The sequence below is a fragment of the Bradyrhizobium sp. Leaf396 genome, assembly GCF_001424605.1.
In the GTDB taxonomy this organism is placed as follows: domain Bacteria; phylum Pseudomonadota; class Alphaproteobacteria; order Rhizobiales; family Xanthobacteraceae; genus Bradyrhizobium; species Bradyrhizobium japonicum_C.
Map to the genome: position 1 here is coordinate 327,612 of NZ_LMQJ01000004.1, position 26,020 is coordinate 353,631.

At 64.9% G+C, this 26,020-nt stretch carries 25 protein-coding genes; 7 read left to right on the plus strand and 18 right to left on the minus strand.

Annotated elements, in window-relative coordinates; all coding sequences use genetic code 11:
• Positions 1 to 44: 44 nt before the first annotated feature.
• The 3 genes from ASG57_RS06400 to ASG57_RS06410 form a co-directional block, all read right to left on the minus strand.
• A complete protein-coding gene (locus tag ASG57_RS06400; RefSeq protein ID WP_024341408.1) occupies positions 45 to 533 on the minus strand; it encodes a VOC family protein in 489 nt (162 codons plus the stop codon).
• Positions 534 to 568: 35 nt separating this feature from the next.
• Positions 569 to 997: a VOC family protein gene (locus ASG57_RS06405; RefSeq protein WP_057195960.1), complete on the minus strand. Its 429-nt coding sequence runs from the start codon at positions 995 to 997 to the stop codon at positions 569 to 571.
• A gap of 127 nt (positions 998 to 1,124) precedes the next feature.
• The gene (locus tag ASG57_RS06410; RefSeq protein ID WP_024341406.1) at positions 1,125 to 1,634 is read right to left on the minus strand and encodes a cupin domain-containing protein; all 510 of its coding nucleotides are present in this window, start codon (positions 1,632 to 1,634) and stop codon (positions 1,125 to 1,127) included.
• A gap of 127 nt (positions 1,635 to 1,761) precedes the next feature.
• Between ASG57_RS06410 and ASG57_RS06415 the strand changes: the two genes are divergently transcribed.
• Positions 1,762 to 1,980: a CsbD family protein gene (locus ASG57_RS06415; protein WP_024341405.1), complete on the plus strand. Its 219-nt coding sequence runs from the start codon at positions 1,762 to 1,764 to the stop codon at positions 1,978 to 1,980.
• Between the two features lie 169 nt (positions 1,981 to 2,149).
• Here ASG57_RS06415 and ASG57_RS06420 read toward each other — a convergent pair whose 3' ends face one another.
• The 5 genes from ASG57_RS06420 to ggt form a co-directional block, all read right to left on the minus strand.
• Positions 2,150 to 2,614: an FKBP-type peptidyl-prolyl cis-trans isomerase gene (locus ASG57_RS06420; protein WP_057195911.1), complete on the minus strand. Its 465-nt coding sequence runs from the start codon at positions 2,612 to 2,614 to the stop codon at positions 2,150 to 2,152.
• Between the two features lie 60 nt (positions 2,615 to 2,674).
• The gene (locus ASG57_RS06425; RefSeq protein WP_057195912.1) at positions 2,675 to 4,966 is read right to left on the minus strand and encodes a xanthine dehydrogenase family protein molybdopterin-binding subunit; all 2,292 of its coding nucleotides are present in this window, start codon (positions 4,964 to 4,966) and stop codon (positions 2,675 to 2,677) included.
• Positions 4,967 to 4,968: 2 nt separating this feature from the next.
• The gene (locus ASG57_RS06430) at positions 4,969 to 5,985 is read right to left on the minus strand and encodes an FAD binding domain-containing protein (RefSeq protein ID WP_024341402.1); all 1,017 of its coding nucleotides are present in this window, start codon (positions 5,983 to 5,985) and stop codon (positions 4,969 to 4,971) included.
• Positions 5,986 to 5,989: 4 nt separating this feature from the next.
• Positions 5,990 to 6,604, minus strand: coding sequence for a (2Fe-2S)-binding protein (locus ASG57_RS06435; RefSeq protein WP_057195913.1), 615 nt, complete (start codon positions 6,602 to 6,604; stop codon positions 5,990 to 5,992).
• Positions 6,605 to 6,768: 164 nt separating this feature from the next.
• The gene (ggt, locus tag ASG57_RS06440; protein ID WP_057195914.1) at positions 6,769 to 8,355 is read right to left on the minus strand and encodes a gamma-glutamyltransferase; all 1,587 of its coding nucleotides are present in this window, start codon (positions 8,353 to 8,355) and stop codon (positions 6,769 to 6,771) included.
• A gap of 195 nt (positions 8,356 to 8,550) precedes the next feature.
• Here ggt and trhO point away from each other — a divergent pair, with 195 nt between their 5' ends.
• Complete coding sequence (trhO, locus tag ASG57_RS06445; RefSeq protein WP_057195915.1) at positions 8,551 to 9,348, plus strand: oxygen-dependent tRNA uridine(34) hydroxylase TrhO; 798 nt, start codon at positions 8,551 to 8,553, stop codon at positions 9,346 to 9,348.
• Positions 9,338 to 9,556 (plus strand): SlyX family protein, encoded by a 219-nt coding sequence (locus ASG57_RS06450; RefSeq protein ID WP_057195916.1) that lies wholly within the window; start codon positions 9,338 to 9,340, stop codon positions 9,554 to 9,556. Before trhO ends, ASG57_RS06450 begins: the two co-directional genes overlap by 11 nt.
• A 6-nt stretch (positions 9,557 to 9,562) precedes the next feature.
• Here ASG57_RS06450 and ASG57_RS06455 read toward each other — a convergent pair whose 3' ends face one another.
• Together ASG57_RS06455 and ASG57_RS06460 are read right to left on the minus strand one after the other, a co-directional pair.
• Positions 9,563 to 11,467, minus strand: a complete 1,905-nt coding sequence (locus tag ASG57_RS06455; protein ID WP_057195961.1) for a sensor domain-containing diguanylate cyclase — start codon at positions 11,465 to 11,467, stop codon at positions 9,563 to 9,565.
• Positions 11,468 to 11,642: 175 nt separating this feature from the next.
• Positions 11,643 to 11,858, minus strand: coding sequence for a hypothetical protein (locus tag ASG57_RS06460; RefSeq protein ID WP_057195962.1), 216 nt, complete (start codon positions 11,856 to 11,858; stop codon positions 11,643 to 11,645).
• A gap of 105 nt (positions 11,859 to 11,963) precedes the next feature.
• Between ASG57_RS06460 and hemE the strand changes: the two genes are divergently transcribed.
• Positions 11,964 to 12,998, plus strand: a complete 1,035-nt coding sequence (hemE, locus tag ASG57_RS06465; RefSeq protein WP_057195917.1) for a uroporphyrinogen decarboxylase — start codon at positions 11,964 to 11,966, stop codon at positions 12,996 to 12,998.
• 165 nt (positions 12,999 to 13,163) lie between these two features.
• Here hemE and hemC read toward each other — a convergent pair whose 3' ends face one another.
• From hemC to ASG57_RS06480, 3 genes are read right to left on the minus strand one after another with little or no spacing between them, the layout of a single operon-like run.
• Positions 13,164 to 14,144 carry a hydroxymethylbilane synthase gene (hemC, locus tag ASG57_RS06470; protein ID WP_024341394.1) on the minus strand — a complete coding sequence of 327 codons (981 nt, stop codon included), beginning with the start codon at positions 14,142 to 14,144 and terminating at the stop codon, positions 13,164 to 13,166.
• Between the two features lie 24 nt (positions 14,145 to 14,168).
• A complete protein-coding gene (locus ASG57_RS06475) occupies positions 14,169 to 15,794 on the minus strand; it encodes a GMC family oxidoreductase (protein ID WP_057195918.1) in 1,626 nt (541 codons plus the stop codon).
• A 53-nt stretch (positions 15,795 to 15,847) separates the two neighbouring features.
• A complete protein-coding gene (locus ASG57_RS06480; RefSeq protein WP_024341392.1) occupies positions 15,848 to 16,438 on the minus strand; it encodes a TetR/AcrR family transcriptional regulator in 591 nt (196 codons plus the stop codon).
• Positions 16,439 to 16,537: 99 nt separating this feature from the next.
• Between ASG57_RS06480 and ASG57_RS06485 the strand changes: the two genes are divergently transcribed.
• Complete coding sequence (locus ASG57_RS06485) at positions 16,538 to 16,903, plus strand: nuclear transport factor 2 family protein (protein WP_057195919.1); 366 nt, start codon at positions 16,538 to 16,540, stop codon at positions 16,901 to 16,903.
• Positions 16,904 to 16,914: 11 nt separating this feature from the next.
• On the opposite strand, the gene ASG57_RS06490 is transcribed toward ASG57_RS06485, so the two are convergent.
• Entirely contained in the window at positions 16,915 to 18,066 is a 1,152-nt protein-coding gene (locus ASG57_RS06490; protein ID WP_230646598.1) for a hypothetical protein, read from the minus strand.
• 187 nt (positions 18,067 to 18,253) lie between these two features.
• On the opposite strand from ASG57_RS06490, the gene ASG57_RS06495 reads away from it, so the two are divergent.
• Positions 18,254 to 20,215 (plus strand): putative bifunctional diguanylate cyclase/phosphodiesterase, encoded by a 1,962-nt coding sequence (locus ASG57_RS06495; RefSeq protein ID WP_024341389.1) that lies wholly within the window; start codon positions 18,254 to 18,256, stop codon positions 20,213 to 20,215.
• Between the two features lie 111 nt (positions 20,216 to 20,326).
• On the opposite strand, the gene ASG57_RS06500 is transcribed toward ASG57_RS06495, so the two are convergent.
• From ASG57_RS06500 to pgm, 4 genes are all read right to left on the minus strand, one after another.
• Positions 20,327 to 21,307, minus strand: a complete 981-nt coding sequence (locus ASG57_RS06500) for a PDR/VanB family oxidoreductase (protein WP_024341388.1) — start codon at positions 21,305 to 21,307, stop codon at positions 20,327 to 20,329.
• 10 nt (positions 21,308 to 21,317) lie between these two features.
• Positions 21,318 to 22,070: a GntR family transcriptional regulator gene (locus tag ASG57_RS06505; RefSeq protein WP_024341387.1), complete on the minus strand. Its 753-nt coding sequence runs from the start codon at positions 22,068 to 22,070 to the stop codon at positions 21,318 to 21,320.
• 3 nt (positions 22,071 to 22,073) lie between these two features.
• Positions 22,074 to 23,123 (minus strand): aromatic ring-hydroxylating dioxygenase subunit alpha, encoded by a 1,050-nt coding sequence (locus tag ASG57_RS06510; protein WP_024341386.1) that lies wholly within the window; start codon positions 23,121 to 23,123, stop codon positions 22,074 to 22,076.
• A gap of 158 nt (positions 23,124 to 23,281) precedes the next feature.
• Entirely contained in the window at positions 23,282 to 24,928 is a 1,647-nt protein-coding gene (gene pgm / locus ASG57_RS06515) for a phosphoglucomutase (alpha-D-glucose-1,6-bisphosphate-dependent) (protein ID WP_024341385.1), read from the minus strand.
• A 247-nt stretch (positions 24,929 to 25,175) separates the two neighbouring features.
• On the opposite strand from pgm, the gene ASG57_RS06520 reads away from it, so the two are divergent.
• Positions 25,176 to 25,970: a transglycosylase SLT domain-containing protein gene (locus tag ASG57_RS06520; RefSeq protein ID WP_057195920.1), complete on the plus strand. Its 795-nt coding sequence runs from the start codon at positions 25,176 to 25,178 to the stop codon at positions 25,968 to 25,970.
• Positions 25,971 to 26,020: the final 50 nt, after the last annotated feature.

A 26,020-nucleotide genomic window follows, 5' to 3' on the forward strand; every position in this document is an offset into this window, starting at 1 on the left:
TCAAGCCGGGCGATCACAGCGCGTGCATGGCACGGGCCTGCGGCTCACGCCGCCGACTTGCCCTCGAAGGCCCGACGCAGCACGTCCACGTCGAGCTTCACCATCTTCATCATGGCCTGCATTGCGCGCGCGGCCGCTGCCTTGTCCGGGCTCGACAGGAATTCGAACATTACTGTCGGGACCACCTGCCAGGCCACGCCCCAGCGATCCCTGAGCCAGCCGCATTGTTCTTCCTTGGCGCCATGGGCGAGGAACGCGTTCCAGACGCTGTCGACCTGGGCCTGGTCGTCGCAATGGATCATCAGCGAGATCGCGTGGGTGTACTCCATTTTCATGCCGCCATTGAGCGCCACCAGGGGCTGCCCGGCTATCGTGAATTCGACGACGAGAACCGAGCCTTCCTTGCCGGAGGGGCCGTCCGAAACGTTGTGCTGAACGTGCGTGATCTCCGAATTCGGGACCAGCGAGACGTAGAATTTTGCGGCCTCTTCGGCATCGCCGTCGAACCACATGCAGGGCACGAGCTTGGACATCGTGAATGCTCCTCTTCAGATCTGCCGGGCTCGGCTCAGACGTTCGCCAAGTCGGGCTGCAGGGGGGCGGCCGCGAGATTCATCCAGTTCACTCCCCACATATGGCCGTCCGGGTCCTCGAAACTACGGCCGTACATGAAGCTGTATTCGTCCTTCGGGCTTGGATCTGCTACTCCGCCCGCGGCCGCGGCCTTGACAATGATGTCGTCGACATCGCTGCGGCTGTCAGCAGACAGGCAGAGCAGCACCTGATTCGAGGTCCTGGCGTCCGCGATCGGCTTCGGCGTGAATTCGCGAAATTTGTCGTGCGTCAGCAGCATGGCGTAGATGGTCTCGGAAAAGACCATGCAGCTTGCGGTCTCGTCGCAAAATTGCGGATTCTTGACCGCGCCGACCGCCTCGTAGAAGGCGGTCGCGCGCTTGAGGTCGGTCACCGGCAGGTTGACGAAGATCATCTTGGGCATCGGAAGCTCCTTGGCGGGTTCTGCCCAAGGACGGCCGGCAAGACCGCCATCCGACATCACTTCCGAGTATTTTTTGATCCCGCTTGCGTGGCTCTATTGTACCGATTCCCATCAACCCTGGGGCGGCTCACTTCTTCTCGTTGGGATCCCGGTGCACCGGGTCGATCCACAGCACGGTCTCGGGTTTCTCGACCGGCTCGATGTCGAGGTTGATCGCCACCGCCTCGCCGTCGCTGCGCACCAGAACGCACTCCAGCACCTCGTCCGGGCTGGCGTTGATCTCCTGGTGCGGCACATAGGGCGGGACGAAGATGAAGTCGCCGGGGCCGGCTTCGGCGGTGAACTGCAGGCTCTCGCCCCAGCGCATCCGCGCCTTTCCCTTCACCACATAGATGACGCTTTCGAGATGGCCGTGATGATGTGCGCCGGTCTTCGCATCCGGCTTGATGCTGACCGTGCCAGCCCACAGTTTCTGCGCGCCGACGCGTGCGAAGTTGATGGCGGCGGCGCGGTCCATGCCTGCCGTCGACGGCACGTTGGTGTCGAGCTGGTTACCGGGAATGACGCGCACGCCGTCATGTTTCCAGCGATCATGATCGTGGTCATGGTGGGAATGCGAATGGTCATGGCCGGTCATGGGACTTGCTTTCTGTTGGTTCCGTGCGCGGCAAACTAACCAAAGCAGCGCCCACTAGCCAGACCAAAATCGGAACCCTCGTAGCCACCGGGCGTTGTCAATGCGAGCAAAATGGAAGGAGAGTTTCATGGGTAGCACGACCGACAAGATCAAGGGCACCGCCAACGAAGCCATTGGCAACGCCAAGCAGGGCATCGGCGAAGCCACGGGCTCCGATCGCATGAAAGGCGAAGGCGTGGTCCAGGAGGCCAAGGGCAAGGGCCAGCAGGCCATGGGCGACGCCAAGGACGCCGGGAAGGAAGCGATGGACCGCGCCGCTGCGGCCGCCAAGCGTGCGACCGAGTAGCACGCAGTGATCTGAAAGCGAAAGACCGGCCGAAAGGCCGGTCTTTTTTTGTATTTTCATGTCCGGGATGGTGCGCAGGTGCCAGACCCCAGGTGCGCGATTGCGCAACCAGGGACCTCGAGATTCCGGGTTCGGCTCTCCGAGCCGGCCCGGAATGACGGCGGCGCCATCACTTCACCGCGAGCAATTCCACGTCGAACATCAGCGTCGCGTTCGGCGGGATCACGCCGCCGGCGCCGCGAGCGCCGTAGCCGAGCTGCGGCGGAATGATCAGCGTGCGCTTGCCGCCGACCTTCATCGAGGCAACGCCTTCGTCCCAACCGGCAATGACGCGGCCCTTGCCGATCGGGAATTCGAACGGCTCCTTGCGATCGACGGAGGAGTCGAATTTCTTGCCCTTCTGCCCGTTCTCATAGAGCCAGCCGGTATAGTGCATCACGCAGATCTGGCCGGGCTGCGGCGAGGCACCGGTGCCGACGGTCGAGTCGATGATCTGCAAGCCTGAAGCTGTGGTCATGATCTTTCCTGCGGTCTGGGCCGAGGCCGGGGTGGAAACGAAATCGGTTACGCCTGCGATCACGGTGATCGCGAGTGCCGACATGATAGCGAGGAGCACGCGCTGAAAACGCTGCATAAGACACCTTCCATTTGAGGCGGGAGGTGTCTAACCCAACGCCGCCGCCGTTTCCACCCTCTAGACTTCGATATTTTCCAGCCGTACCGGCAGCCTGCGGATACGCTGGCCGGTGGCGTGATAGATCGCGTTGCAGATCGCCGCATTGGTGCCGACATTGCCGAGCTCGCCGAGGCCCTTTGCGCCCGCCGGGTTGATGTGGTCGTCCTGCTCGGAAAGCATGATGACCTCGACGCCGGGGACGTCGGCGTTCACAGGCACGAGGTAATCGGCGAGATTGTCGTTGACGTAGCGCGCATAGCGTTCGTCGATCTCGGTGGCCTCCAGCAGCGCCGAAGACATGCCCCAGATCAGGCCGCCCATGAGCTGGCTGCGCGCCGTGCGCGGATTCATGATGCGGCCCGCAGCGAAAGCGCCGACAAGGCGAGGGCAGCGGATCTCGTGCGTGAAACGGTTGATGCGGACCTCGACGAACTCAGCGCCGAAGGCGTAGGCGATCTTGTCCTTCATTTGATGACCGCCGACGAACCGCGGCTGTCCGCGGTGCATGGCCGTGAACGAGTCCATCGGCGCGCCGTCCGGCTTCCACTCGCCATACTCCTCGACGATGCCGACGCCGAGCGCATCGAAGGCCTTCTCGATATCGAGAGGGCGGTCGCTCTTCGCAGCCTGAGTCGAGGGTGCAGGACTGATGCCGACGGTCTCCTTGGCCTTGTCGGCGAGGCTGTCGCTCGGCATCACCGCCTTGAGCAGACGCTGCCGGATCTGATCGCACACCATCATCACTGCCGAGCAGGTGCTGGCCGTCGAGTTGGAGCCGCCGGCGACCGGCGCAGGCGGCAGGTCGCTGTCCCCTATGAAGACCGCGACCTTTTCGAGCGGCACGCCGAGCCGCTCGGCCGCCGTCTGGGCTATAATTGTATAGGCCCCGGTGCCGATCTCGTGGCCGGCGATCTCGACGCGGGTACGGCCGTCGCGCTGCAAGCGCACGCGTGCGGCACATGGCGCCATCTGCGTCGGATAGCAGGTGGCGGCGCAGCCGTAGCCAATCAGCCAGTCGCCGTCGGACATCGATTTCGGCTGCGGCGAGCGCTGCGACCAGCCGAACGCCTTGGCGGCTTCATCGAAACACGCCATGAGCGATCGCGAGGTGTAAGGCTTGCCATCGATCGGCTCGTTGGTGGCATCGTTGATGCGGCGAAGCTCGATGGGATCCATGTCAAGCTTCACGGCGAGCTCGTCCAAGGCGCTCTCGAGCGCGAACAGGTACGGCACCTCCGGGGGCGAGCGCATGAATCCGGGCGTGTTGCGATCGGCACGCACGATCGACACCAGGCTGTCGACATTCGGGCACGCATAGAGTCGCGTCGTCGTTTTGGTCCCACCGACGCAATAGGCGTCCGGGCGCGAGGAGACCTCGGACCCCGCATGCCTCAAGGCCACCAGCCTGCCGTCACGGCTCGCGCCGAGCCTGATCTCGTGTCGCGTCTCGGCGCGGTACGTCGTGATTGTAAAACCCTGGTCGCGGGTCGGGACAAGCTTGATCGGGCGGTTCAGACGTTTGGCAATGGCGGCGATGATGGCGGTACGCGGCGTCATCGAGCCCCGCGAGCCGAACCCGCCGCCGACATAGGGATTGACCACCCGCACCTTGTCGACGTCGATGCCGAGTTGCTCGGCGACGCCGTTCTTCAGGCCATAGACATACTGACTTCCTTCGTAGATCACGAGGTTGTCGCCCATCCAGGCGCAGCTGGTCGTAAAAAGCTCCATCGGATTGTGGTGCTGCGCCGGCGTGTCGTAGGCGGCAGTCAGCTTGACCTCGGCCTCCTCGAACGCCTTGGCGAAATCGCCGACCTTCGGGTCCTCCTTGAACTGCGCGTTCTGTCCCTTCGCGGCCGCGGTCGTTGCACCGGGCGAATCGAAAGTCGCGCTCGGCGAGCTGACCGTATAGCTGACCTTGACGCGGTTGGCGGCCTCGCGCGCCGCCTCGTACCTTTCGGCGACGATCACAGCGATGATCTGGCCGTCATGCGCAATTTCGGCCGATTTCAGCGGCTGGATCGTAGTACCGGCATAGCCACCATTGCTGAACAACTTCGAGTCCTTCAGCTTCGGCGCATTCTCATGCGTAACGATCTCGATCACTCCGCGGACTCGCCTGGCATCGTCGAGGTCGAAGCGGTCGATGCGGCCCTTGGCGATGGCGCTGGTGACCAGGAAGGCGTAGGCCGGATTGTCCAGCGGCATGTCGGAGGCATAGGTCGCCCGCCCCGTGACTTTTGCGGCCGCATCATAGCGCGGCACGGGTCTTCCCATATTCGCCTTGGGCCCGGGAGCTGCAGCGGTCATCGTCAGATCTCCATCGTTACGGCCTGCTGAAGCGCACGTGCCACCACGCGCTTGCCGAGCGCGATCTTGAAGCTGTTGTGCCGCCGCCCCTTGGCCTCGGCGAAAGCGGCATCGGCGGCGCGCCGGGCCAGCGCTTCATCGAACTCCTGCCCCTTCAACAGTGCTTCCGCCTCGCGCGCCCGCCAAGGCACCGTGGCCACGCCGCCGAGCGCGACGCGCGCGTCCCTGATCGCGCCATCCTGAACGTCGAGCGCGACCGCCGCCGAGGACAGCGCGAACTCGTAGGATTGCCGGTCGCGCGCCTTTAGATATACCGACCGCGGCCACCGGCCCTGGATCGAGAAGGCCGAAATCAGCTCGCCGGGCTGAAGCGTGGTCTCGATATCAGGCGTGCTGCCCGGTGCCTTGTGCAGCTGGGCGAACGGCATGCTGCGCGTCCCGGCCTTGCCGGTGATCTCGGCCATGGCATCGAGAGCGATCAGCGCCTGGGCAAAATCGCCAGGATAGGTCGCGATGCACTGGTCGGAGACGCCGAGCACGGCATGCATGCGATTGACGCCGTCCATTGCGGCACAGCCGGAGCCGGGACTGCGCTTGTTGCAATTTTCATAGGAGACGTCGCGGAAATAGCTGCAGCGCGTTCGCTGCATCACGTTGCCGCCGAGCGTTGCCATGTTGCGCAGCTGGGCGCTGGCGGCGAGCTTCAGCGAATCCGCGATCACCGGATAGTTTCGCTCGATCTCGGCGTGGGCGGCAACATCCGACATCTTCGCCAGCGCGCCGAGGCGCAGGCCGTCGCTCTTCGGCTCGATCGCTGACCAGCCGCGCGCGAGCGGATTGATGTCGACGATCGCGGCCGGCCGCATCACGTCCAGCTTCATCAGGTCGATCAGCGTCGTGCCGCCGGCGAGCGGCTGCACAAGTGCCTTGGTCACCGGATTGTTCGCCGCCGCGGCGGCGCCGAGCGCCTGCACGGCCATGTCAGGGTCTGTTGCCCTCTGATACGAAAACGGTCGCATCGGCCTAGCCTTTCACGATCTCGGGCGCGGCCTGCTTCACGGCGGCCACGATGTTCGGATAAGCGGCGCAGCGGCAGATGTTGCCGCTCATGTATTCGCGAATCTCGGCCTCGCTGTTGGCATGGCCTTCCTTGACGCAGGCGACGGCGGACATAATCTGGCCCGGCGTGCAATAGCCGCACTGGAAGGCGTCGTTGTCGATGAAGGCCTGCTGCATCGGATGCAGGCGGTCGTCGGTGGCAAGCCCCTCGATCGTCGTGATCTCCTGCCCTTCGGCCGCAAGCGCCAGCGTCAGGCACGACACGACGCGCCGATCGTCGATCAGCACGGTACAGGCGCCACACTGGCCGTGGTCGCAGCCCTTCTTGCTGCCGGTGAGCTTGAGATGTTCACGCAATGCATCGAGCACCGTGGTGCGCGCGTCGATGCTCAGGCGATTGTCCTTGCCGTTCACCCGCAGCGTGACTTCGACGGGCAGCGATGGATCCTGCGCGGCGGGCGCATTCGCCTCCTGCGCGGCCGCACGCGCGGTCATCGGGACCAACGCACTTCCGGCAGCACCGGCCAGGAAGGCGCGCCGATCGAATGCTGATGTTCTGGAACCTGGTTTGTCGGGCATGGCAGGCCTCCGCCGCTGATCTGCAAAGCAGCGCATGCCTGCACCGCTCATCGCCCCTTAACTTGGAGCAATGAGTGCGGTTCCGGAGGAGATAAGGGCGGCGCAGCGAATGCCGGCCGCCCTTCGTCAACTTTTCCTGATCGCGCGGGGAACTGCGCGGGCGATCAATAGCCGAGCGCGCAGCCGTCCTTGCGCGGATCGGAGCCACCGGTGAGCGTGCCCTTGTCCCAATCGATCCAGATCGCCTGGGCGCCGCCGAGCGGGCTGACCACACTGGTGGTCTTGTGGCCGAGCTTCTTCAGACCATCGACGATTGCCGCCGGCACGCTGTCCTCGAGTTGATACTGGCCCTCGTAGTGCAGGCCGCGCGGCATGTCGATCGCCTCCTGCACGTCGCAGCCATAATCTAGGATATTGGTGATCACGCGGGTCTGGCCGACCGGCTGGTACTGCCCGCCCATCACCGCGAACGGCATCACGGAGCGGCCGCCCTGGGTGAGCAGGCTCGGCATGATCGTATGCAGCGGGCGCTTGCCGCCGGCGATGCAGTTGGGATGGCCGGGCTGAATGCGGAAGCCGCCGGCGCGGTTCTGGAACAAGACACCGGTCTTGTTGGAGACGATGGCCGAGCCGAAGGAGTGCGCGATCGAGTTGATGAACGAGCAGACGTTGCGATCCTTGTCCACGACCGTGATGTAGATGGTCGAAGGATTCATCGGCGGCGCGACATTCGGCAGGTCGAGCATGCCGTCCATCCGGATCTTGGCGATGTGCTCGTCGCAGAATTCCTTGGCCAAAATCTTGGCGACCTCGATCTGCATGTGCTCGGGATCGGCGACGTGCAACTCGCGATGCATGTAGGCGATGCGCGCAGCCTCGGCCTCGAGATGGAAGCGCTCGACGCTGAGCGGGGCGTATTTGGTCAGGTCGAACCGCGACAGGATGTTGAGCATCAGCAGCATGGTGAGGCCCGGTCCGTTCGGCGGGCACTGCCAGACATCATAGCCCTTGTACATGGTGCCGATCGGCGTCGTCGTCTCGGTCGTATGCGCGGCGAAATCGTCGAGCGTGTGCAGGCCGCCGATGCCGCGCAGGGTCTCGACCATGTCCTCCGCGATGGCGCCCTTGTAGAAGGCGTCGCGGCCGTCCTTGGCGATGGCCCGCAGGGTCTTGCCGAGCTCAGCCTGGCGGATGACATCGCCGGCGACCGGCGGCTTGCCGCCCGGCAGCAGGTAACGCACGGTATTGGTGCCGGCCTTCAGTTTCTCGAACTGGTTCTTCCAGTCGAAGGCGATGCGCGGGGCGACGACATAGCCCTCCTCCGCCGCTTTGATCGCGGGCTGGAGCAGGCGATCGAAGCCGAACTTGCCGTGATCGCGCAAGACGGTGGCGAAGGCATCGACCACGCCGGGGATCGAGACGGCATGCGCCGAGGTGAGCGGCACGGAATTGATCTTGCGCTCGAGATACCAGTCGGCATTCGCCGCCTTCGGCGCGCGGCCGGATCCGTTATAGGCGATGATCTTGCCCTCGCCGCGCGGCTGGACCAGCGCAAAACAATCGCCGCCGATGCCGGTCGATTGCGGCTCGATCACGCCAAGCAGGGCCGAGCCGGCAACCGCCGCGTCCACCGCGGTGCCGCCCTCGCGCAGCACCTCGATGGCGGCAAGCGAGGCTTGCGGGTGCGAGGTCGCCACCATCGCATTGGTGGCATGGACCGTGGACCTGCCGGGAAAATGGAAGTTTCTCATCGAATGTCTTGCTCTCTTGGCCGTCGGCGCCGGTGGCGCGCCTCTCGAAAAACCGCATCTACATGACACATTCCGGCCCGGCGGGGCAATGCTGGCATGCCACGAAAATGGCTGCCATCCGCTGAACGTATGGACCTTTCAAGACGGCGGTCATGCGGGTTTTCCGGACGGCTGTCGCCTGCTAAACGGGCCGCCATGTCTGACCCCAGTTCGACCATCAAGGTCGCGGCCTTCTACCAGTTCGCCGCCCTCCCGGACTACCGCGAGCTGCGGGAGCCGCTGCGCGCCTTCTGCGCCGGCCTCGGGCTGAAAGGCAGCGTGCTGCTGGCGCAGGAAGGCATCAACGGCACGGTCGCTGGGCTTTCGGAGGCGATCGACACGCTCGCACATGAGCTCGCACACGGCAGCCTATTCGGAGGCCGGCTCGACAATCTCGAATTGAAGTTCTCGACCGCCGCGGGGATGCCGTTCGGCCGGCTCAAGGTGCGGCTGAAGAAGGAGATCGTCACGCTGGGCGACGAGACGGCCGATCCGACCCGCCAGGTCGGCACCTATGTCGATGCTGCCGAGTGGAACACTCTGATCGCGGCGCCCGACACACTGCTGCTCGACACCCGCAACGCCTTTGAGGTGGCGATGGGGACGTTCGAGGGCGCGGTCGACCCCGGCATCAAGAGCTTTGGCGAGTTCAAGGACTTCGCCGCAGCCAGGCTCGATCCGGCCAAGCATCGCAGGATCGCTATGTTCTGCACCGGCGGCATTCGCTGCGAGAAGGCAAGCGCACACCTGCTCGCGCGCGGCTTTGCCGAGGTCTACCACCTCAAGGGCGGCATCCTGAAGTATCTGGAAGAGGTGCCGGAGGCGCAGAGCCGCTGGCGCGGCGAATGTTTCGTGTTCGACGAGCGCGTGGCGCTCGGCCACGGTTTGCGAGAACTTGGCTCACGAGGACGGGACTTGTGCGAGCAAGACATGGGGCCCGGCCGTGACGAATGAGATCAAGACGCTGAGCGAGCGCATCGACGCGCTGGAGACGCGCCTCGCCTACCAGGACGACACGATCGAGACGTTGAACCAGACCATCACGGCGCAATGGAAGCAGATCGATACGCTGACGCGGCAGGTCGCGCAGTTCAACGAGCGGCTCCAGGAGGCGGAGGCAAATGCGCCCGGGCCTGCCAACGAGCCTCCTCCGCATTACTGATCGGCCTTATTGGCCCGATACCTTCGGCAGCAGGGTCGTGACCTCGTCGGACATCACCAGGCGGTTGCGGCCCGCGTCCTTGGCGGCGTAGAGCGCCCGGTCTGCAGCTTCAAGCAGCGAGCCCACGCCCGCCGTGCGCTCCAGCACCGGCCGGCACGCCGCACCGCCGACGGAGGCGGTGACGCATCCGGCCGCCGGATTGGTGCTGTGAACAAGGCCGGCGCCGTGAATGGCGCTTCGGATCCGCTCGCCGACCCTGGCGCAGCCGGCGGCATCGGTGTTCGGCAGCAGCATGGCGAATTCCTCGCCGCCATAGCGGGCAGCCAGATCACCGGCGCGCTGCGTCTCGGCCGCGATGATCCTTGCGACCAGGCGCAGGCAGGCGTCGCCGGCGGGATGGCCGTATTCGTCGTTGTAGGCTTTGAAGTGGTCGACGTCGATCATCAGCAAGGCGAGGCTGGAGCGGTCGCGATAGGCGCGCGCCCACTCCTCCTGCAGCCGCTCGTCGAAGCGGCGGCGGTTGGCCAGGCCGGTGAGGCTATCCTCGATCGCGAGCGTCTCCAGCTTGGTCTCCAGCTTTTTCTGTTCGGTGATGTCGCGCGAGATCGCGACCACGCCATCGACGTTGCCGTTGCTCTTTCGCGTCACGCGCATGGTCGATTCGAGCCACACTTCGCCGTTCTGCCGGTGCGCGTTGCGATAGGTGAGACGCGCCTCCTCCCTCTCGTCACGCTTCAACGCGCCGACGATCGCCTGGACCTCCGGCAGATCGTCTGGGTTGATACCCGCAAGAGCCGGGGTGCCGATCAGCTGATCGGGGCGCCACCCGACGACGCGCACCGACGAGGGCGAGACATAGCGCAGCCGCTCATCGAGGCCGATGCGTGTCACCATGTCGCTGGAGCCTTCGGCGAGCAGGCGGAAGTGCGCTTCCTTCTCGCCCAGGGCGGCGGCCATGCGCTGGCCCCGATGCAACTGCCACACCAGCACGCCGCCGATGACTGCGATCAGCATCACCAGAGCGAGCGCATAGAGCATGCGGGAGATTGCGTCGGCTCGCCAAGGCGCGAGCAGCTCCTCCTTGTCCAGCGTGGCCAGCAGGACGACTGGATAACGGCTGCTGCGCCAGAAAAAGCTGACACGCTGAGCGCCATCCAGCGGCGATTCGAAATGATAGGCGCCGCTTGGCCGCTGCAGGCTGGCGTCGCGGAACAGCGCGGTGTCTGCAACGCTGCGTCCCACAAATTTTTCGTTGCTGGGATCGCGCGCGATGATCACGCCGTCGCCATGTGTCAGCGCAATCGAGCTGTTGCGGCCGATCTCGAACTGCTCGTAGAACTGCGAGAGATATCTGGAGCTGATGGTCGCGAGCACCACGCCGCCGAAGCTGCCGTCCTGCTTGTTGAAGCGACGCGACAGAGTGACCACCCATTCGCCATCGAGCAGGCTCTTCACGGGGCGGCCGACATAGGGCTCTCGTTTCGGGGAAAGCTGATGCTGACGGAAGAATGCATCGTCGCTGAGCGTCGCGCCGATCGTGCCGGGCGAGGTCAGCCAGTTGCCCTGATCATCGATGACGGCGAGGCTGTGGACACGCGGAATCGCCTTTCTGCGCGCTTCCAGGACAGTGCCGAGCTTCGCGATCGTGATGGGCCCAGTGCCATCGATCTCCAGCCGGCTGACCGCGCCGACGACGCCGGAATCCAGGAGATCGAGGCTATCCTCGGCATGCTGGGTCAGTGAACGCGCGACGTTCGCCAACTCCGTCTCGGCGCTCCTGAGCACAGTGTCGCGGGCGCTCCATTCACGCCAGCCGCTCACGCCCAAGATGGCGGCGCAGGTGAGCACGACGAACGCGGCCGCGCGCAGCGCCAAGCGGCTCCATCCGGGTCGTGTGGTGACGGCGGTCATGCGGCAGAGATCTCCGATCATCGGAACCTCTGCCTGTTCTGTTATTGAAATCTGAAAGCACCGCGGCTCGCGGCGGCGCTGCTCCGCCTTTCCAGTAGTCCTACGGGGGACCGGATTCACTCATCGCTAACAAGATGCTAGCAGGCCTATCGGAATCCGGCGCGCCTACCTCTCCCTAGCTGAAGATCGCCTTAACTTTGTCCCAGAGCGAGGGCTGGTCGGCATCTGCATCTGCCTTCGAGGGCGTCGGCTGCGCGGCGCTGACGGGATCCGAAGCCGGGAACGTATCCTTCAGCCCGGCGTCGAGCTTGGATTGCCGATCAGCGGCGAGCGCCTCGTGCGGGTCGTCGGCGAGCTTGTCGTGCGGCGCGGGATTGAATGTCTCAGCCATGATCTCCTCCATTGGCTGTTCAACGCAGCGAAGTTGCGCTGGTTCCCCTGTTCCGCTGGCGGCCGGGCCGGTGTATCAGGAGCCATAACCTCTGCAGGACCATTCGTGCCCCAATCTGCGATCAAGCCCTTCATCGACGTGCTCTCCGGCCACCGACAAGCCGTCCCGCCCGTGTGGATGATGCGCCAGGCCGGGCGCTACCTTCCGGAATATCGCGAGGTGCGCGCCAAGGCAGGCGGCTTCCTCGATCTCTGCTTCAACCCGGAGCTGGCAGCCGAGGTGACGCTGCAACCGATCCGCAGGTTCGGCTTCAATGCGGCGATCATCTTCTCCGACATCCTGGTGATCCCCCATGCGCTCGGCCGCTCGGTGCGGTTCGAGGTGGGCGAGGGCCCGCGGCTCGAGCCGCTCGACGATCCTGCCAAGGTCGCCACGCTGGCCTCGCGCGCGGATTTCAGCAAGCTCGCGCCGGTCTTCGAGGCGCTCAAGATCGTGCGCGGCGCGCTCGATCCCGACGTCGCGCTGATCGGTTTCTGCGGCGCGCCCTGGACGGTGGCGACCTACATGGTCGCGGGCCACGGCACCCCGGACCAGGCGCCGGCCCGGATGATGGCCTATCGCCATCCTGAAGCTTTCTCGGCGATCATCGACGTGCTGGTCGACAACTCGATCGAATATCTGCTGGCGCAGCTCGCGGCCGGAGCCGACGCCTTGCAGATCTTCGACACCTGGGCCGGCGTATTGCCTCCAGCCGAATTCGCGCGCTGGTCGGTCGAGCCGACGCGGCGCATCGTCGAGGGCGTACGCGCGAAGGTACCGGATGCGAAGATCATCGGCTTCCCGCGCGGTGCCGCCGCGCAGCTACCAGCCTATGTCGAGGCAACCCGCGTCAGCGCCGTCAGCATCGACTGGACCGCGGAGCCGGGCTTCATCCGCGATCATGTGCAAAGCAAGGTCGCCGTGCAGGGCAATCTCGATCCGCTGGTGCTGATTGCAGGCGGTACCGCGCTCGATCGCGCCGTCGACGATGTGCTGGCAAATTTCGCGCAAGGGCGGCTGATCTTCAATCTTGGCCACGGCATCCAGCCGGAGACGCCGATCGCCCATGTCGAGCAGATGATCAAGCGCGTGCGGGGCTGATTGATTTGGCCCGTTCGGGCACGGCAACAGAAAACCGAAAACAACCCCATGCACAGTAGACAAGCCATTGAAAGCCTTGGGCTGGCATGGCTCACCCCGCGCGTTTGACACGTCGGGCAAAACAGGCGCAGAACGGCATGATCGCCGATCGTGGTTTCGCGAGCCTCAGCGAGGCCTGCTGCGCTCGATAATCTCCGCCGCCCCCTTCGCCAGCAGGTCCAATCCCACCGCACGGCCGAGCTCGCGCGGACGATTGGCAGGGCCGGCACGCGAGACTTCGATGATCGTGTTGCCGGAGAGGTCGAGCACGGACGCGGTGAGCGACATGTGATCACCTGAGATGGTCGAGAAGCCGGCCACCGGCGAATTGCAGTGGCCGTTCAGCACCCACAGCACCTCGCGCTCAGCGTCGGCCGAGGCGTGCGCGGCGGGATCGTCGATCGCTGACAGGATCTTTCGCGTCTGCCAGTCCTGCGCCGCGCATTCGACCGCGACGATGCCCTGCCCTGCCGCCGGCAGCATCTCCGTCGCGGTGAATTCGTAGGCTATGCGGTTCGCCAGACCGACGCGATCGAGGCCCGAACGCGCCATGATCAGCGCATCCGCCGGTCCCACCGCGCCGCCGTCCGGCAGCCGCTGCTTCTCGCCATTGTCGAGCTTGCGCACGCGCGTATCGGCGGCGCCGCGGAAGTGGATGATCTCGACCTCGGGAAACAACCGCCGCGCATAGGCCGCCCGGCGCACCGCGTTGGTGCCGATCTTGAGGCCCTTGCCGCGGGACTGGCGCAGCGCCTCCAGCGTCACGCCCTCGCGCAGCACCAGCGCGTCGCTCGGCGGATCGCGCGACAAGGTGGCGCCGATGACGAGGCCCGGCGTATCCTCGTTACCCGGCATGTCCTTGAGCGAATGCATGGCTGCCTGCAGCTCGCCTGAAACCACGGCCGCGCGGATCTGCGCCACGAAGGCCCCGCCCTTGCCGCCATGCGACAACAGCTTGCTGGTCTGGTCGAGATCGCCCGTGGTGTCGAACTTGACGATCTCGACGTCGAGACCGGGCACCGCGGCGGTCAGGCGGCGTGCGATTTCTTCCGTCTGTGCCAGCGCCATCGCGCTCTTGCGGGTGCCGATCCGAAATCGAGTAGGCAAGTCGAATGTCCTTTCAGGGCGAATTCAGCCCGCATCCTCCAATATCATGTCGGAGGCCTTCTCGGCGATCATGATGATCGGCGCATTGGTGTTCCCCGACACGAGGTCCGGCATGATCGAGCCATCGACGACACGAAGACCGTCGAGCCCCCTCACCTTCAGCCGCTGATCGACCACCGCGAGCGCGTCATTGCCCATACGACAGGTCGAGGTCGGATGGTAGATGGTGCTGCCGCGCTCGCGACAATAATCCAATATCTCGGCATCTGTGGATACCTTCTCGCCGGGGTCGTACTCGCTGACCACGAACGGTTTCAGCGCCGGCGCGTTCAGGATCTTGCGCAAGATCTTGATGCCCTCGACGTTTGTGGTGCGATCGGTCTCGGTCGACATGTAGTTGATGCGGATCTCCGGGGGCACGGCGGGGTCGGCACTCTTGATGCGGAGGGAACCGCGACTTTCGGGCCGGAGCTGGCAGACCGAAGCCGTGAAGCCGGAGAAATCGTGCAGCTTCTCGCCCATCTTGTCGGTCGAGAACGGAAGGAAGTGCACCTGGATGTCGGGCGAAGCCAGCCGTGAGCTGGTCTTGAAGAATGCGCCGGCGGTGCCGGCCGCGATCGTCAGCCAGCCCTTCCGAAACAGTGCATAGCGCGCCCCGGCCATGGTGCGGCGAAGCGGATGATTGACCGTGTCGTTGAGGGTGATCTTCTGCGAGCAGCGCATCACGATGCGAACCTGCATGTGATCCTGCAGGTCGTTACCAACGCCCGGCGCGTCCAGCACCACATCGATGCCGTGCTTGCGCAGGAGGTCGCCGGGGCCGACGCCGGAAAGCTGAAGCAATTGCGGCGAGTTGTAGGCCCCGCTGGAAAGCACGACTTCCTTGCGTGCGCGGGCGCGGCGCAATGCTGCGCCTTGCCGAAATTCGACGCCGACGGCGCGGCGCCCTTCGAACAACAGACGCTGGGCGTGTGCCGAGGTTTCGATCTTGAGATTGCTGCGTGACTTCGCGGGTCCGAGATAGGCGACCGCCGTCGACGCACGCCGTCCATTGCGCGTCGTGGTCTGGAACAGACCGACGCCTTCCTGCGTCGCACCGTTGAAGTCAGGGTTGTAGGGCAGACCGGTCTCGACCGCTGCATCGATGAAGGCTTTCGACAACGGATCGGTCACGATCATGTTGGACACCGGCAGGGGACCGCCCGTGCCATGATATTGATCCGCACCGCGCGACTGGTTCTCGGCTTTCTTGAAATAGGGCAGCACGTCGTCATAGCCCCAGCCGGTATTGCCGAGCTGGCGCCAGCGGTCGTAGTCCTCGTGCTGGCCGCGGACATAGAGCAGCCCGTTGATCGAGCTCGATCCGCCCAGCGTCTTGCCGCGCGGCTGGAAGACCTGCCGGCCCTTCAGCTCGGGCTCGGGCTCGGTCTGGTACATCCAGTTGACGGTCTTCTCCTTGAAGAGCTTGCCGTAGCCGAGCGGGACGTGAATCCAGATGTTCGAATCCTTCGGGCCCGCCTCGAGCAGCAACACGCTGTGCTTGCCGTTCGCCGACAGTCGGTTGGCGAGCACGCAGCCGGCGGAGCCGGCACCGACGATGATGTAGTCGAATTCGGGATCTGACGGTGCGAGCGAGGAATTTGCGTTCATGCGCTACTGTTCTTCTCGTTGTGTGGGCGTTTCCGGCAACGTGATTAGCACAATCATGCGGTGACGCGCAGCGCCTCGACCAGCGACTTGAACGCACGGGCGTATTCCGTGCCTGCCCTTGCGATGTCAGCGCGTCCAGCGCAGGCGACCGCGGCTTCCGTGACCGCGCCGAGCAGCAGTCGCGCCAGCGGCTCGACCGGCTGCTTGGCGACCAGGCCGGATTCCATGGCGATGGAAAGTGCGCGCGGCAGCTTGCCGCCGAAATGCTTGGCGTCGATCTCGCGCCAGCGCTCCCAACCGAGCACGGCCGGGCCGTCGCGCAAAATGATCCGGCCGGTCGGCCCCTTTGCGGTCGCGGCAAAGTAATGCTGGGTGCCGGCAACCATTGCGGCGAGCACGTCCTTCTCGGCCCGCGCGGCGCCGTCGATCTCAATCACGAGATCGCGTGAGACCTGGTCGAAAACGGCTTCGAACACCGCTTCCTTGGTCTTGAAGTGATGATAGACCGCGCCCTTGGCGATGCCCGCGGCGCCCGCGATCTCATCCATCGTCGTGGCGGCGAAGCCTTGCGTCCCGAACAGGCGGCGCGCCGCCGCCAGGATCGCTTCGATTGTTGCGGCGCGCCGCTCCGCCTGTTTCGCCATGAATCCCGTCTAACCGAATTCGCGGCAGGCGGCCAGTTGACTTTTCGACCGCCGGTCGGTATTTACCGACCATAAGTCGGTTATCTTGCGGGGTGTGCCGTGCCAAGTCGGGATATCGTTGAAGCTTTCGCGAAACGCCTGGAGGCCGGTGATTTCATTGGCGCGATCGAACAGTTCTGCACGCTCGACGCCGTGACTTTCGAGAACAACGCTGCTCCAACGGTTGGCCGCGACAAGCTCGTCGCCAAGGAGCGCGGTGTGCTGGCGGCCTCGAAGGAAGTCAGGGCGGTTCGCATCGGGCCCAGCCTCATCGAAGGCGATCATGTCGCGACCCGCTGGTGCTTCAGCTTCACCAACACCGAGGGCGTGACGCGGACGCTGGAGGAGATCGCGTGGCAGACCTGGCGCGGCGATCAGATCATCGAGGAGCGCTTCTTCTACGATCCGAAGCAACTCGGACGCTGAGCAGATTGCCCTTATCGGTATAGCATGACCACGGCCACGGCGACGACCGGCGCCAGAAACTGAATGGCCTGCCACCGAGAGCCGTCGATCGACCAGCGTCCGTAGACGATGGTGCCACCATGTTGGGGTGACGGCCCGGGTTGATCTCGGAACGCCTTCCAGCGCGCCTCGGCAGGCACGAGAAAATTCTCGGGCTTGACCGTCATGTCGGCGCTGTTCAGCACCACCTGCATCATCTCGCCCTTTGGCCAGAACATCGCCTCGGCCCCGGGCGGCGCGAAAAAGCTGCGCTTCGGTGCGACGTGCCGCTGATAGAAGTCCAGACCGACCGTGACGGCCGCAGAATGCGGATTGGCGAAGGGCGGCCCTGAGACGGACGGAATCTCAAGGTAGCCCACCCCCCGCACGTCGTGCCAGGGAATGAAAAGCCCCTTGAGCCAGGGTCTATGAAACCGGATGCCCGCGGAAGACAAGGAGACGACTGCCCGATCCGCATAGAAGTGCCGATAAGAGGAGAATGCGATCCAGCCCCATCCCACGTAGAGCAACATCCAGCCGAAAACATTCAGCGATGGGTTCACCAGATGGCTCCAATAGAGACTGCGCATGGCGCCAACGTAGCTGGAGCTGCCGCTCGACCCGCCGGCCATCAGGCTGATCACACCGATGACGCCGGAGATGACAACCAGGACAAGGGCGCCGATCAACAATTCAAGAAGCAATGGCAGTCCGGACCTTCCGATCAGGGTCGTCAGTGCATAGCCTGCGAACGCAAGTCCCAGGAGCGCCAGATAGATGGCGGCCAGAGCCGCTCCATTCTGGCCGCGACTCTCGGCGTGAAGCGCGATCGCAAGGCCGGCGACGCAAGCCCACATGGCCCAGGGGACCCGGTCCATCCGCCATTTGTCCATCGTGTATTCGACCGTCGCCGAAACATCGGCTGAAGGCTCGCTCATGGACAGGCCCTCGGGATTCGAACGCATCCAGTGCCGACGCGGCGCACGCCAGCCCGGTCGGTCCACGAAACGTATCACGCGTTCGAGGGGACGTCTCGGTCCGGCCAAGGGCGGCAAAAAGCAAATCGAGGAGCAACTCTTCCCGCACACGAAGCCGCTCAGGCTCGATGCGAAGAGGCGGACAGCTTCCTTGCCGCCGCCGAGCACGCCATGTGTCAGAGGTGTGACGCATAGCGCCGCATCGTATCGATTTGTTATCGATACCGCGTGACGAACACGCAGAAGTGGTCGCGGCGAACGTGGCAAACGGGGATAATTCATAGTTCGTCAAAGGTTTGCAGCGAATTCTCACGATAGAGAGCCGGACAAGCGGCTCGTGCTGCCAGGCTTGGGAATGCGGACTCAAACGACCAACTATGTCGCGCGGCTGTTCGCCGGCGATCTGTCGGCCTTTGGCGGTCCCGCAACCGACGAGGCCATGGCCGGGCATCTCCGTGCCGAGCAGATGTCGCTGGTGCTGGGCTATTCAGTCGGCATCATGCTCGCCAATGCCTGCAACGCCATCGTGCTCGCCATCGCGCTGTGGCCGTCTCCGGACAGGATCGCTGCGCTGATCTGGGCAGGCGCCGTCGCCGGCGCCGCGATCGCGTTCGGCCTGCACTCGCGTGCGGTGCGCCGCATCACCAAACCGCAATTCGTCTCGCGGCGCGCCATGCACCGCCTGGTCCGCAATGCCTTCATTCTCGGCGCTGCCTGGGGCATCGTCCCGGTCGCCTTCTTCGCCGATGCCTCGACCGGCGGCCAACTCGTCATCACCTGCCTGTGCTCGGGCATGCTGGCCGGCGGCGCGCTCGCGTTCGCCACGATCCCGATCGCGGCCATTGCCTTCACGGCTCCGATCTTCCTCGGCATCGCTATCTGCCTGGGCAGGAACGGCGACCTCGCCTTCCTGCTGATCGCCTTCCTCGTCGTGGCCTACGGTAGCGTGCTGCTGCGCGGCGTGTTCGTCAACTCTTTCTCGTTCGCGCGGCGCGTGACGCGGCAGGTAGAGGCTGAGCGCACGGTGCGGCAGGATCCTCTCACCCATTTGCCCAACCGCGTGGCCTTCAACGAGACGCTCGATGCGGCGCTGAAGCGACTGGCGTTATCAGGTGAGGAGTTCGCGGTGCTGCTGCTCGACCTCGATCGCTTCAAGGAGGTCAACGACCAGTTCGGCCATCCCGCCGGGGACGAATTCCTGGTTCAGGTCGCAGGCCGCCTGCAACGCTGCACACGTGCGGCCGAGCACGTCGCGCGCATCGGCGGCGACGAGTTCGCGCTCGTCATGGCCAACCTGACGCGGCCGGAGGATGCGCTCGAAATCGCCGAACGCCTGGTCGCGGCTTTCGACGAACCTTTGCGGATCGACGGGCGCCAGATCGTGGGAGCGACCAGCGTCGGCATCGTGCTGGCGCCGCGAGACGGCGACACGCCGCTCGACCTCATGAAGAATGCCGATGCCGCGCTCTACCGCGCCAAGAAGGCGGGACCCGGCACGATCTGTTTCTTCGAGGAGGTCGACGACAGGGCATCACGCGACCGCAAGGCGCTGCAATCGGATCTCGCAGGGGCGATCGCGCGAAACGAGCTATTCCTGGTGTTCCAGCCGTTCCTGGATCTCGACGACCATCGCATCACCGGCTTCGAGGCGTTGCTGCGCTGGCAGCATCCCTCGCGCGGGTTGGTACCGCCCAACGAATTCATCCCGATCGCAGAGGAGACCGGACTGATCCACGAGATCGGCGAATGGGTCATCCGCCGCGCCTGCGCCACGGTGGCGCTATGGCCGGAAGAGATCAGAGTCGCCGTGAACTTCTCCGCGGCGCAGTTTCACAACACAGCCATCCTGCAGACCATCGTGCGGGCGATTGCCGACGCCAGGATCGCCCCGCACCGGCTCGAGATCGAGATCACGGAATCGATGCTGCTGTCCAAATACGGCTCGGCCGCATCGGTCCTGAATGCGCTGCTGGAGCTCGGCATAACCGTGGCGCTGGACGATTTCGGCACCGGCTTCTCGTCGCTGACCTACCTGCGCAAGCTGCCGTTCAGCCGCATCAAAATCGACCAGTCCTTCATCCGCGACATGCTGGCCCAGCCGGACTGCGCCGCAATCGTGAAGTCGGTGGTTTCGCTGGCGCGCGACCTCGACATCGGCGTGGTCGCCGAGGGCGTCGAAACTGCCGACCAGCTCGAATATCTGCGCCAGATCGGTTGCGACGAGGTGCAGGGCTATCTGATCAGCCGGCCCGTGGCGGCTGATGGCGTCATGGCGCTGCTGGAGACGAAGAGGGTCCGGATGACTTACGCGGCGTAAGTGATCGGGGCCGAAATCGCCGCCGCGTTGGCGGTGAACTCCCTCTCCCGCAAGCCGGGAAGGCGGAGCCTGCGGCACCGTCCGTTGCTCCCAAAGGGTTTTGGAGCTCGCTTAGATCGCGTCCGCCCGCAGCAGCGTGTCCACGACGATGGTGCCCCGCGCGCGGGAGACGCAGGCGCAGATCTTCTGGTTGCTCTGCTTCTGGTGATCGCTGAAGAAGACGTCGCGATGGTCGATCTCGCCGTCGACCGCGACCACGTCGATGGCACAGAGGCCGCATTCGCCGCGCCTGCAGTCGAACATCACGTCATGACCGCTGGCATTGAGCACGTCGAGCATCGAGCGCTCGCGCGGAATCTGGAGCTCGACATCGGAATCCTTAAGCCGGACGCGGAAAGCCTCGGTCGGCAGGGTGCCGCTGGAGCCGAAAGTCTCGTAGCGGAGATCTGGCAGCGGATGGCCGGCGCCGATCCAGGCGTGGCGCGCGGCGTCGAGCATCCGCATCGGGCCGCAGAACAGGGCCAGCGTTCCCTGCGGCACTGAGGCGAACAATGCATCGAGATCGAGCCGCTTTCCTTCGTCACCGGCATGGACCACGAGGCGATCTCCGAGCATCCCGGCGAGGTCGCCGAGATAAGCCGCCTCGCCGCGCGAGCGCACGGCGTAGTGCAGCGTGAGCTCCGCACCGCGGCGGGCCAGCGCCTGCGCGGCACCGAGGATGGGCGTGATGCCGATGCCACCGGCGATCAGGCAATAATTGGGGCGAGCCCAATCGACCGCGAGCAGCGAAGCGGGCTGGGTGATGTCGAGCCGCGCGCCCGGCTGCAATGACCACATGTAGCGCGAGCCGCCGCGGGAATCCTCGGCACGGCGCACCGCGACCTTGAAGCCGGCGGGCGAGGCTTCGCCGACCAGCGAATAGGACCGCGTCTCGGGCAGGCCGTCGATGGTGACGCTGACATTGATGTGGCTGCCGACCGGATAGGCGGCACCATCGAACCGATCCGGCCGGATCAGGAATTCGCGGATGCCGGGGGCGAGATCGCGGGTCGAGACCAGCGTTGCCGGGATCCAGCTTTCGATGAAGCGCATGGGACTCCCCTCAATCGGTTGCGGTCTTGATCAGCGCGAGCGCCGGCAAGAGGTCGAGATGGGTCCGGTTGCGCAGCGCCAGCCGCAGGTTTCGCACGGCAAGCCGCGCATGTTCGCGCATGATCGCCTCGGCCCGCGCGCCTTCGCGGTTCTCGATGGCGTCGATCACGACGCGATGGTGCTCCTGACCGATGATCAGGATCTGCTGCGCCTCCGGCAGCGCCGACTGCGCCATGACGAAGCCGCTCGGGGATGCAAACGGCAGCGCCGAGGCGCGGTCGATCTGCCGGATCAGCGGCGGGCTGCGCGACAGCTCCGTGAGCAAGGCGTGGAAGCGTGCGTTCAGCGTGACGTAGGCCGAGAACGCATCGACCGAGATCGGCACCTGCCGCAGCAATTCGTCAATCGCGGCCAGGCATTCCTTCAGCGGCTCGAGCTCGCGCGCGGAGACGCCGCGCTCGGCGGCGAAGCGCGCAGCCAGGCCTTCGAGCGTGCCGCGGAGCTCGATGGAATCGGAAATGTCGCGCTCGGAGAACGCCTTGACCATGAAGCCGCCGGAGGGGATCGCCTCCAGGAGGCCCTCTTCCTCCAGCCGCACCAACGCCATGCGCACGGGCGTGCGCGAAGCGCCTGTCGTCTCCACCGCCTGCAGCTCGGAGATGCGCTCGCCCGGACGCAAAGCGCCGGACAGGATCTGGTCGCGCAACGCAAGCTGCGCCTTCACGGTCTGCGAGACGGAGCGGTCGACCTCACGTTCGGCCATGCTCTACTCCGCGGCCTGAAGGTGCTTTGGGGCGCTTTCCTTCGCCACCATCCGATCGATCAGCTTGCGCGCCCACATCGCGCCGGCATCGACGTTGAGATTGTAGAAGATGCGATCCGGATTCTCGTCCATCGCGCGCTGCTGTGCTTCCAGAATCAGCTCGTCCTCACGGAAGATGCCGGAGACGCCCTCGCGGATCTCGGTGGTGATGCGCTGCTCGCCGATACGGTAGTTGCGGACGAAGGCCCAGAAATAGTGGCAGGTCTTCTCGGTCTCGGGCGTGATGGTATTGAGCACGAAGCCGTTGACGCCGTGCGAGCGGTCGCCTTCCGGCGCGCCGCTGCCGGCCGGGGCCACACCGACGTCGATGGCGATCGTGCACGGAGCCTCGAAGCGGATGATCTGCCAACGGTCGACGAGCCCCGGCTTGCCGAGCTGCTTGGCCCAGAACGGCGGCGGCTCGATGTTCCGCATCCAGCGCGTCACCGTCACCGTCTTCTCGCCATGGGTGACGTCGAACGGGGCCTCGGCCACCGCATCATTGCCGATGGAAGAGCCGTGCACGAAGGTCTCGTGGGTGAGGTCCATGAGATTGTCGAGCACGAGGCGGTAATCGCATTTGACGTGGATGGTCTTGCCGTCGCCCGCCCAGGCGGGATCGTGATTCCAGTGCATGTCCGGCACCAGCGCGGGATCGGCCAGCGCGGGATCCCCCATCCAGAGCCAGATGTAGCGGTGGCGTTCGACCACCGGATAGGCGCGCACGCAGGCTGACGGATTGATGGTCTCCTGCGAGGGCATGAAGGTGCAGCGCCCCTGCGCGTTGAACTTCAGGCCGTGATAGCCGCAGACGACGGTGTCGCCTTCGAGCCGGCCCTTGGACAGCGGCACCAGGCGATGCCAGCAGGCGTCCTCCAGAGCGGCCACCGAGCCGCCGGCCTTCCGGTACATCACGACGTGCTTGCCGCAGATCGTCCGCGGCAGCAGCGCCGCCTTCACTTCGGCGTCCCAGGCGGCGGCGTACCAGGCATTCATGGGGAAGGGTTTTGTCACTGTCTCACTCCCACGGCTTATGTATGCTTTATGTATACAATAGCCGTGCGGGAGAATCGTTCAAGGCCAAAATTAGCCTAATATAATACCTCTACTTCATCCAATGTATACAAGAATGCGGCGATAACTCAGAGGGCGAGAGGGGCCCCGCGCCCTGCTTACGCCCCGAACACCTTCGCCAAGCCCGCCTGCGCCTCTTCCTGGATCCGCTTCAGGTGCTCCGGACTGCGAAAACTCTCGGCATAGATCTTGTACACATCCTCCGTTCCCGAGGGCCTTGCGGCGAACCAGCCGAAATCGGTTTCGACCTTGATGCCACCGAAGGGCTGACCGTTGCCGGGTGCCTTGCTCAGCGTCGAGCGAACCGGATCGCCGGCGAGTTCCTTCAGGCCGAGCTGCTCCGGCGTGACTGATTTCAGGATGTTCTTCTGCGGCCCGGTCGCGGCGACATCGATGCGGGCGTAATGGGGCATGCCGAACTCGGCGGTGAGATCGGCAAAGAACTGGCTCGGATCGCGGCCGGTCTTCGCCATGATCTCGGCGGCGAGCAGGCCGAGGATGACGCCGTCCTTGTCGGTGGTCCACACCGTGCCGTCGCGGCGCAGGAACGAGGCCCCTGCACTCTCCTCGCCGCCGAAGCCGAAGCCGCCGGTGACGAGGCCGTCGACGAACCATTTGAAACCAACCGGCGTCTCGACCAGCTTGCGGCCGAGCTTCTTGGCGACGCGATCGATGATGGAGCTCGACACCACCGTCTTGCCGATCGCGGCGTCCTTGCCCCAGTTCGGCCGATGCGTAAACAGGTAGGAGATCGCGGTCGCGAGATAATGGTTCGGGTTCATCAACCCGCCGGTGCGCGTGACGATGCCGTGGCGATCGGCGTCGGTGTCATTGGCGAAAGCGACGTCGAAGCGGTCGCGCATGCCGATCAGGCTTGCCATGGCGTAGGGCGAGGAGCAGTCCATGCGGATCTTGCCGTCCCAATCGACCGTCATGAAGCGGAAGGTCGGATCGATCGCCTCGTTCACGACAGTAGCATTCAGGCCGTAGCACTCGATGATCGGATGCCAGTAGTGCACGGCGGCGCCGCCGAGCGGATCGATGCCGATCTTGACGCCGGCGGACTTCACGAGGTCGAGATCGACCACGTTGCCGAGGTCGGCGACATAAGGCGTGACGAAGTCGTAAGCGTGGACGTTCGACGACTTGCGCGCCCTGGCATAATCGATCCGCTTCACGTCCTTGAGTCCGTCGGCGAGATAGGCGTTGGCCCGTTTTTCGACCACGCCGGTCACGTCCGTATCGGCCGGACCGCCATGCGGCGGATTGTACTTGTAGCCGCCGTCCTCGGGCGGATTGTGCGATGGCGTGATGACGACGCCGTCGGCGAGACCGCTGGTGCGGCCCTTGTTGTAGGTGAGGATGGCGTGCGAGATGACGGGCGTCGGCGTGTAGCCGCCGTCCTTGTCGATCATGATCTCGACGCCGTTGGCGGCGAACACCTCGATGGCGCTGACCAGCGCCGGCTCGGCCAGCGCGTGGGTGTCGATGCCGATGAACAGCGGTCCTGTCAGTCCCTTCTCGCGCCGGTAATCGCAAATGGCCTGCGTGGTCGCCAGGATGTGGCCTTCGTTGAACGTGTTCTTGAACGAAGTGCCGCGATGCCCCGACGTGCCGAACGCCACGCGCTGCGCAGGATCGGACGCATCCGGCTTGCCGGCGAAATAAGCCGTGACCAGCCGCGGAATGTTGGTGAGCGCGTCCGGCGAGGCCTGCTTGCCCGCCGCGGGATGAACATCAGCCACTGAAATATCCTCGTCCTGTCGTGAGTGCGGGACACCATAGCATCCGCATTGCCCCCGCCAAGCCACAACACGCGCGAGGGGGAAGGCGTTCCTTGGCTTAACCTCATCCGCGTCGTCCCGTCGTCCGCGGCTACAACACCTCGCCGGGCGAACGCGTCGACGCCGCAACCAGCTTCACGCCGCCCCGCGCGACAGTGAGGTCGGGTGAAATGGCGGTTTGTTAACTCCGCCGCCCTATGACAGACCCATGCTGTGGGATCGGCCGCACTTCGGGCTCGGCGCGATGTGGAGACACGTCGCGGTCGTCCTGCTTTTGTCGATGCCGATCGGCGCACATGCCAGCGACGGCGATATCGACGGGCCGCGCACGACCTCGACGATCGCCGACGCCAGCACAGAGCTCGGCGCTGGCGAGACTCCGTCATCCCGGGCCATGATCCGGAGGATCATCGAGAGAGAAACCGCAAGCACCGATCTACCGGCTGCTGTTGCCGAGGCGGTCGTCTTCGTCGAAAGCGGCTACAACCCGTCCGTCATCGGCAGCGGGGGCGAGATCGGCCTGATGCAGGTACGGCCCGAGACGGCGGCGATGCTGGGCTTTCGCGGAAGCAACGCGGAACTCGCAGAACCCGACGTCAACATTCATTACGGCGTGCTTGCTCTCAGCCTGGCCTGGCGTGTGGCCGGCGGCGATCTCTGCCGCGCCCTGATCAAATACCGGGCAGGTCAGGATGAAGAAAAGCCGACGGCCCGGTCGCAGGTCTACTGCAACCGGGCCCGTAACCGTCTCGTTGCGATCAGCGCAATGCCGTTAGGCACCGAAGCTGCGGCTACGACAGATGCGGCGCCCGCGATTGCAGCTGTGGCCCCGGCAAAACCGGCGACCCGATCGAAAACGCCGGTGCAGCCCAAAGCCGTCTATGCCCGCCACCGGCAAGGCACCGCGGCCGCCAGCCGCGCCTACTGGGCCGCACACGAGGCGAGGATCAGCCAGATCAAGGCGCGCATCGAAGGCAGAAGAAAGCGCGTGGCGTCACGTTGACGGCGAGCCGCTGTGTTAGAGCCGCTCTTTGGAGCGCGAGCCTCCGCCGC

What these genes read in the sequence shown, in the direction of transcription:
- ASG57_RS06400 (WP_024341408.1), bottom strand. Translation starts at nt 533, where the DNA reads ATGTCCAAGCTCGTGCCCTGCATGTGGTTCGACGGCGATGCCGAAGAG.
- ASG57_RS06405 (WP_057195960.1), bottom strand. Translation starts at nt 997, where the DNA reads ATGCCCAAGATGATCTTCGTCAACCTGCCGGTGACCGACCTCAAGCGC.
- ASG57_RS06410 (WP_024341406.1), bottom strand. Translation starts at nt 1,634, where the DNA reads ATGACCGGCCATGACCATTCGCATTCCCACCATGACCACGATCATGAT.
- ASG57_RS06415 (WP_024341405.1), top strand. Translation starts at nt 1,762, where the DNA reads ATGGGTAGCACGACCGACAAGATCAAGGGCACCGCCAACGAAGCCATT.
- ASG57_RS06420 (WP_057195911.1), bottom strand. Translation starts at nt 2,614, where the DNA reads ATGCAGCGTTTTCAGCGCGTGCTCCTCGCTATCATGTCGGCACTCGCG.
- ASG57_RS06425 (WP_057195912.1), bottom strand. Translation starts at nt 4,966, where the DNA reads ATGACCGCTGCAGCTCCCGGGCCCAAGGCGAATATGGGAAGACCCGTG.
- ASG57_RS06430 (WP_024341402.1), bottom strand. Translation starts at nt 5,985, where the DNA reads ATGCGACCGTTTTCGTATCAGAGGGCAACAGACCCTGACATGGCCGTG.
- ASG57_RS06435 (WP_057195913.1), bottom strand. Translation starts at nt 6,604, where the DNA reads ATGCCCGACAAACCAGGTTCCAGAACATCAGCATTCGATCGGCGCGCC.
- ggt (WP_057195914.1), bottom strand. Translation starts at nt 8,355, where the DNA reads ATGAGAAACTTCCATTTTCCCGGCAGGTCCACGGTCCATGCCACCAAT.
- trhO (WP_057195915.1), top strand. Translation starts at nt 8,551, where the DNA reads ATGTCTGACCCCAGTTCGACCATCAAGGTCGCGGCCTTCTACCAGTTC.
- ASG57_RS06455 (WP_057195961.1), bottom strand. Translation starts at nt 11,467, where the DNA reads ATGACCGCCGTCACCACACGACCCGGATGGAGCCGCTTGGCGCTGCGC.
- ASG57_RS06460 (WP_057195962.1), bottom strand. Translation starts at nt 11,858, where the DNA reads ATGGCTGAGACATTCAATCCCGCGCCGCACGACAAGCTCGCCGACGAC.
- ASG57_RS06475 (WP_057195918.1), bottom strand. Translation starts at nt 15,794, where the DNA reads ATGAACGCAAATTCCTCGCTCGCACCGTCAGATCCCGAATTCGACTAC.
- ASG57_RS06480 (WP_024341392.1), bottom strand. Translation starts at nt 16,438, where the DNA reads ATGGCGAAACAGGCGGAGCGGCGCGCCGCAACAATCGAAGCGATCCTG.
- ASG57_RS06495 (WP_024341389.1), top strand. Translation starts at nt 18,254, where the DNA reads ATGCGGACTCAAACGACCAACTATGTCGCGCGGCTGTTCGCCGGCGAT.
- ASG57_RS06500 (WP_024341388.1), bottom strand. Translation starts at nt 21,307, where the DNA reads ATGCGCTTCATCGAAAGCTGGATCCCGGCAACGCTGGTCTCGACCCGC.
- ASG57_RS06505 (WP_024341387.1), bottom strand. Translation starts at nt 22,070, where the DNA reads ATGGCCGAACGTGAGGTCGACCGCTCCGTCTCGCAGACCGTGAAGGCG.
- ASG57_RS06520 (WP_057195920.1), top strand. Translation starts at nt 25,176, where the DNA reads ATGCTGTGGGATCGGCCGCACTTCGGGCTCGGCGCGATGTGGAGACAC.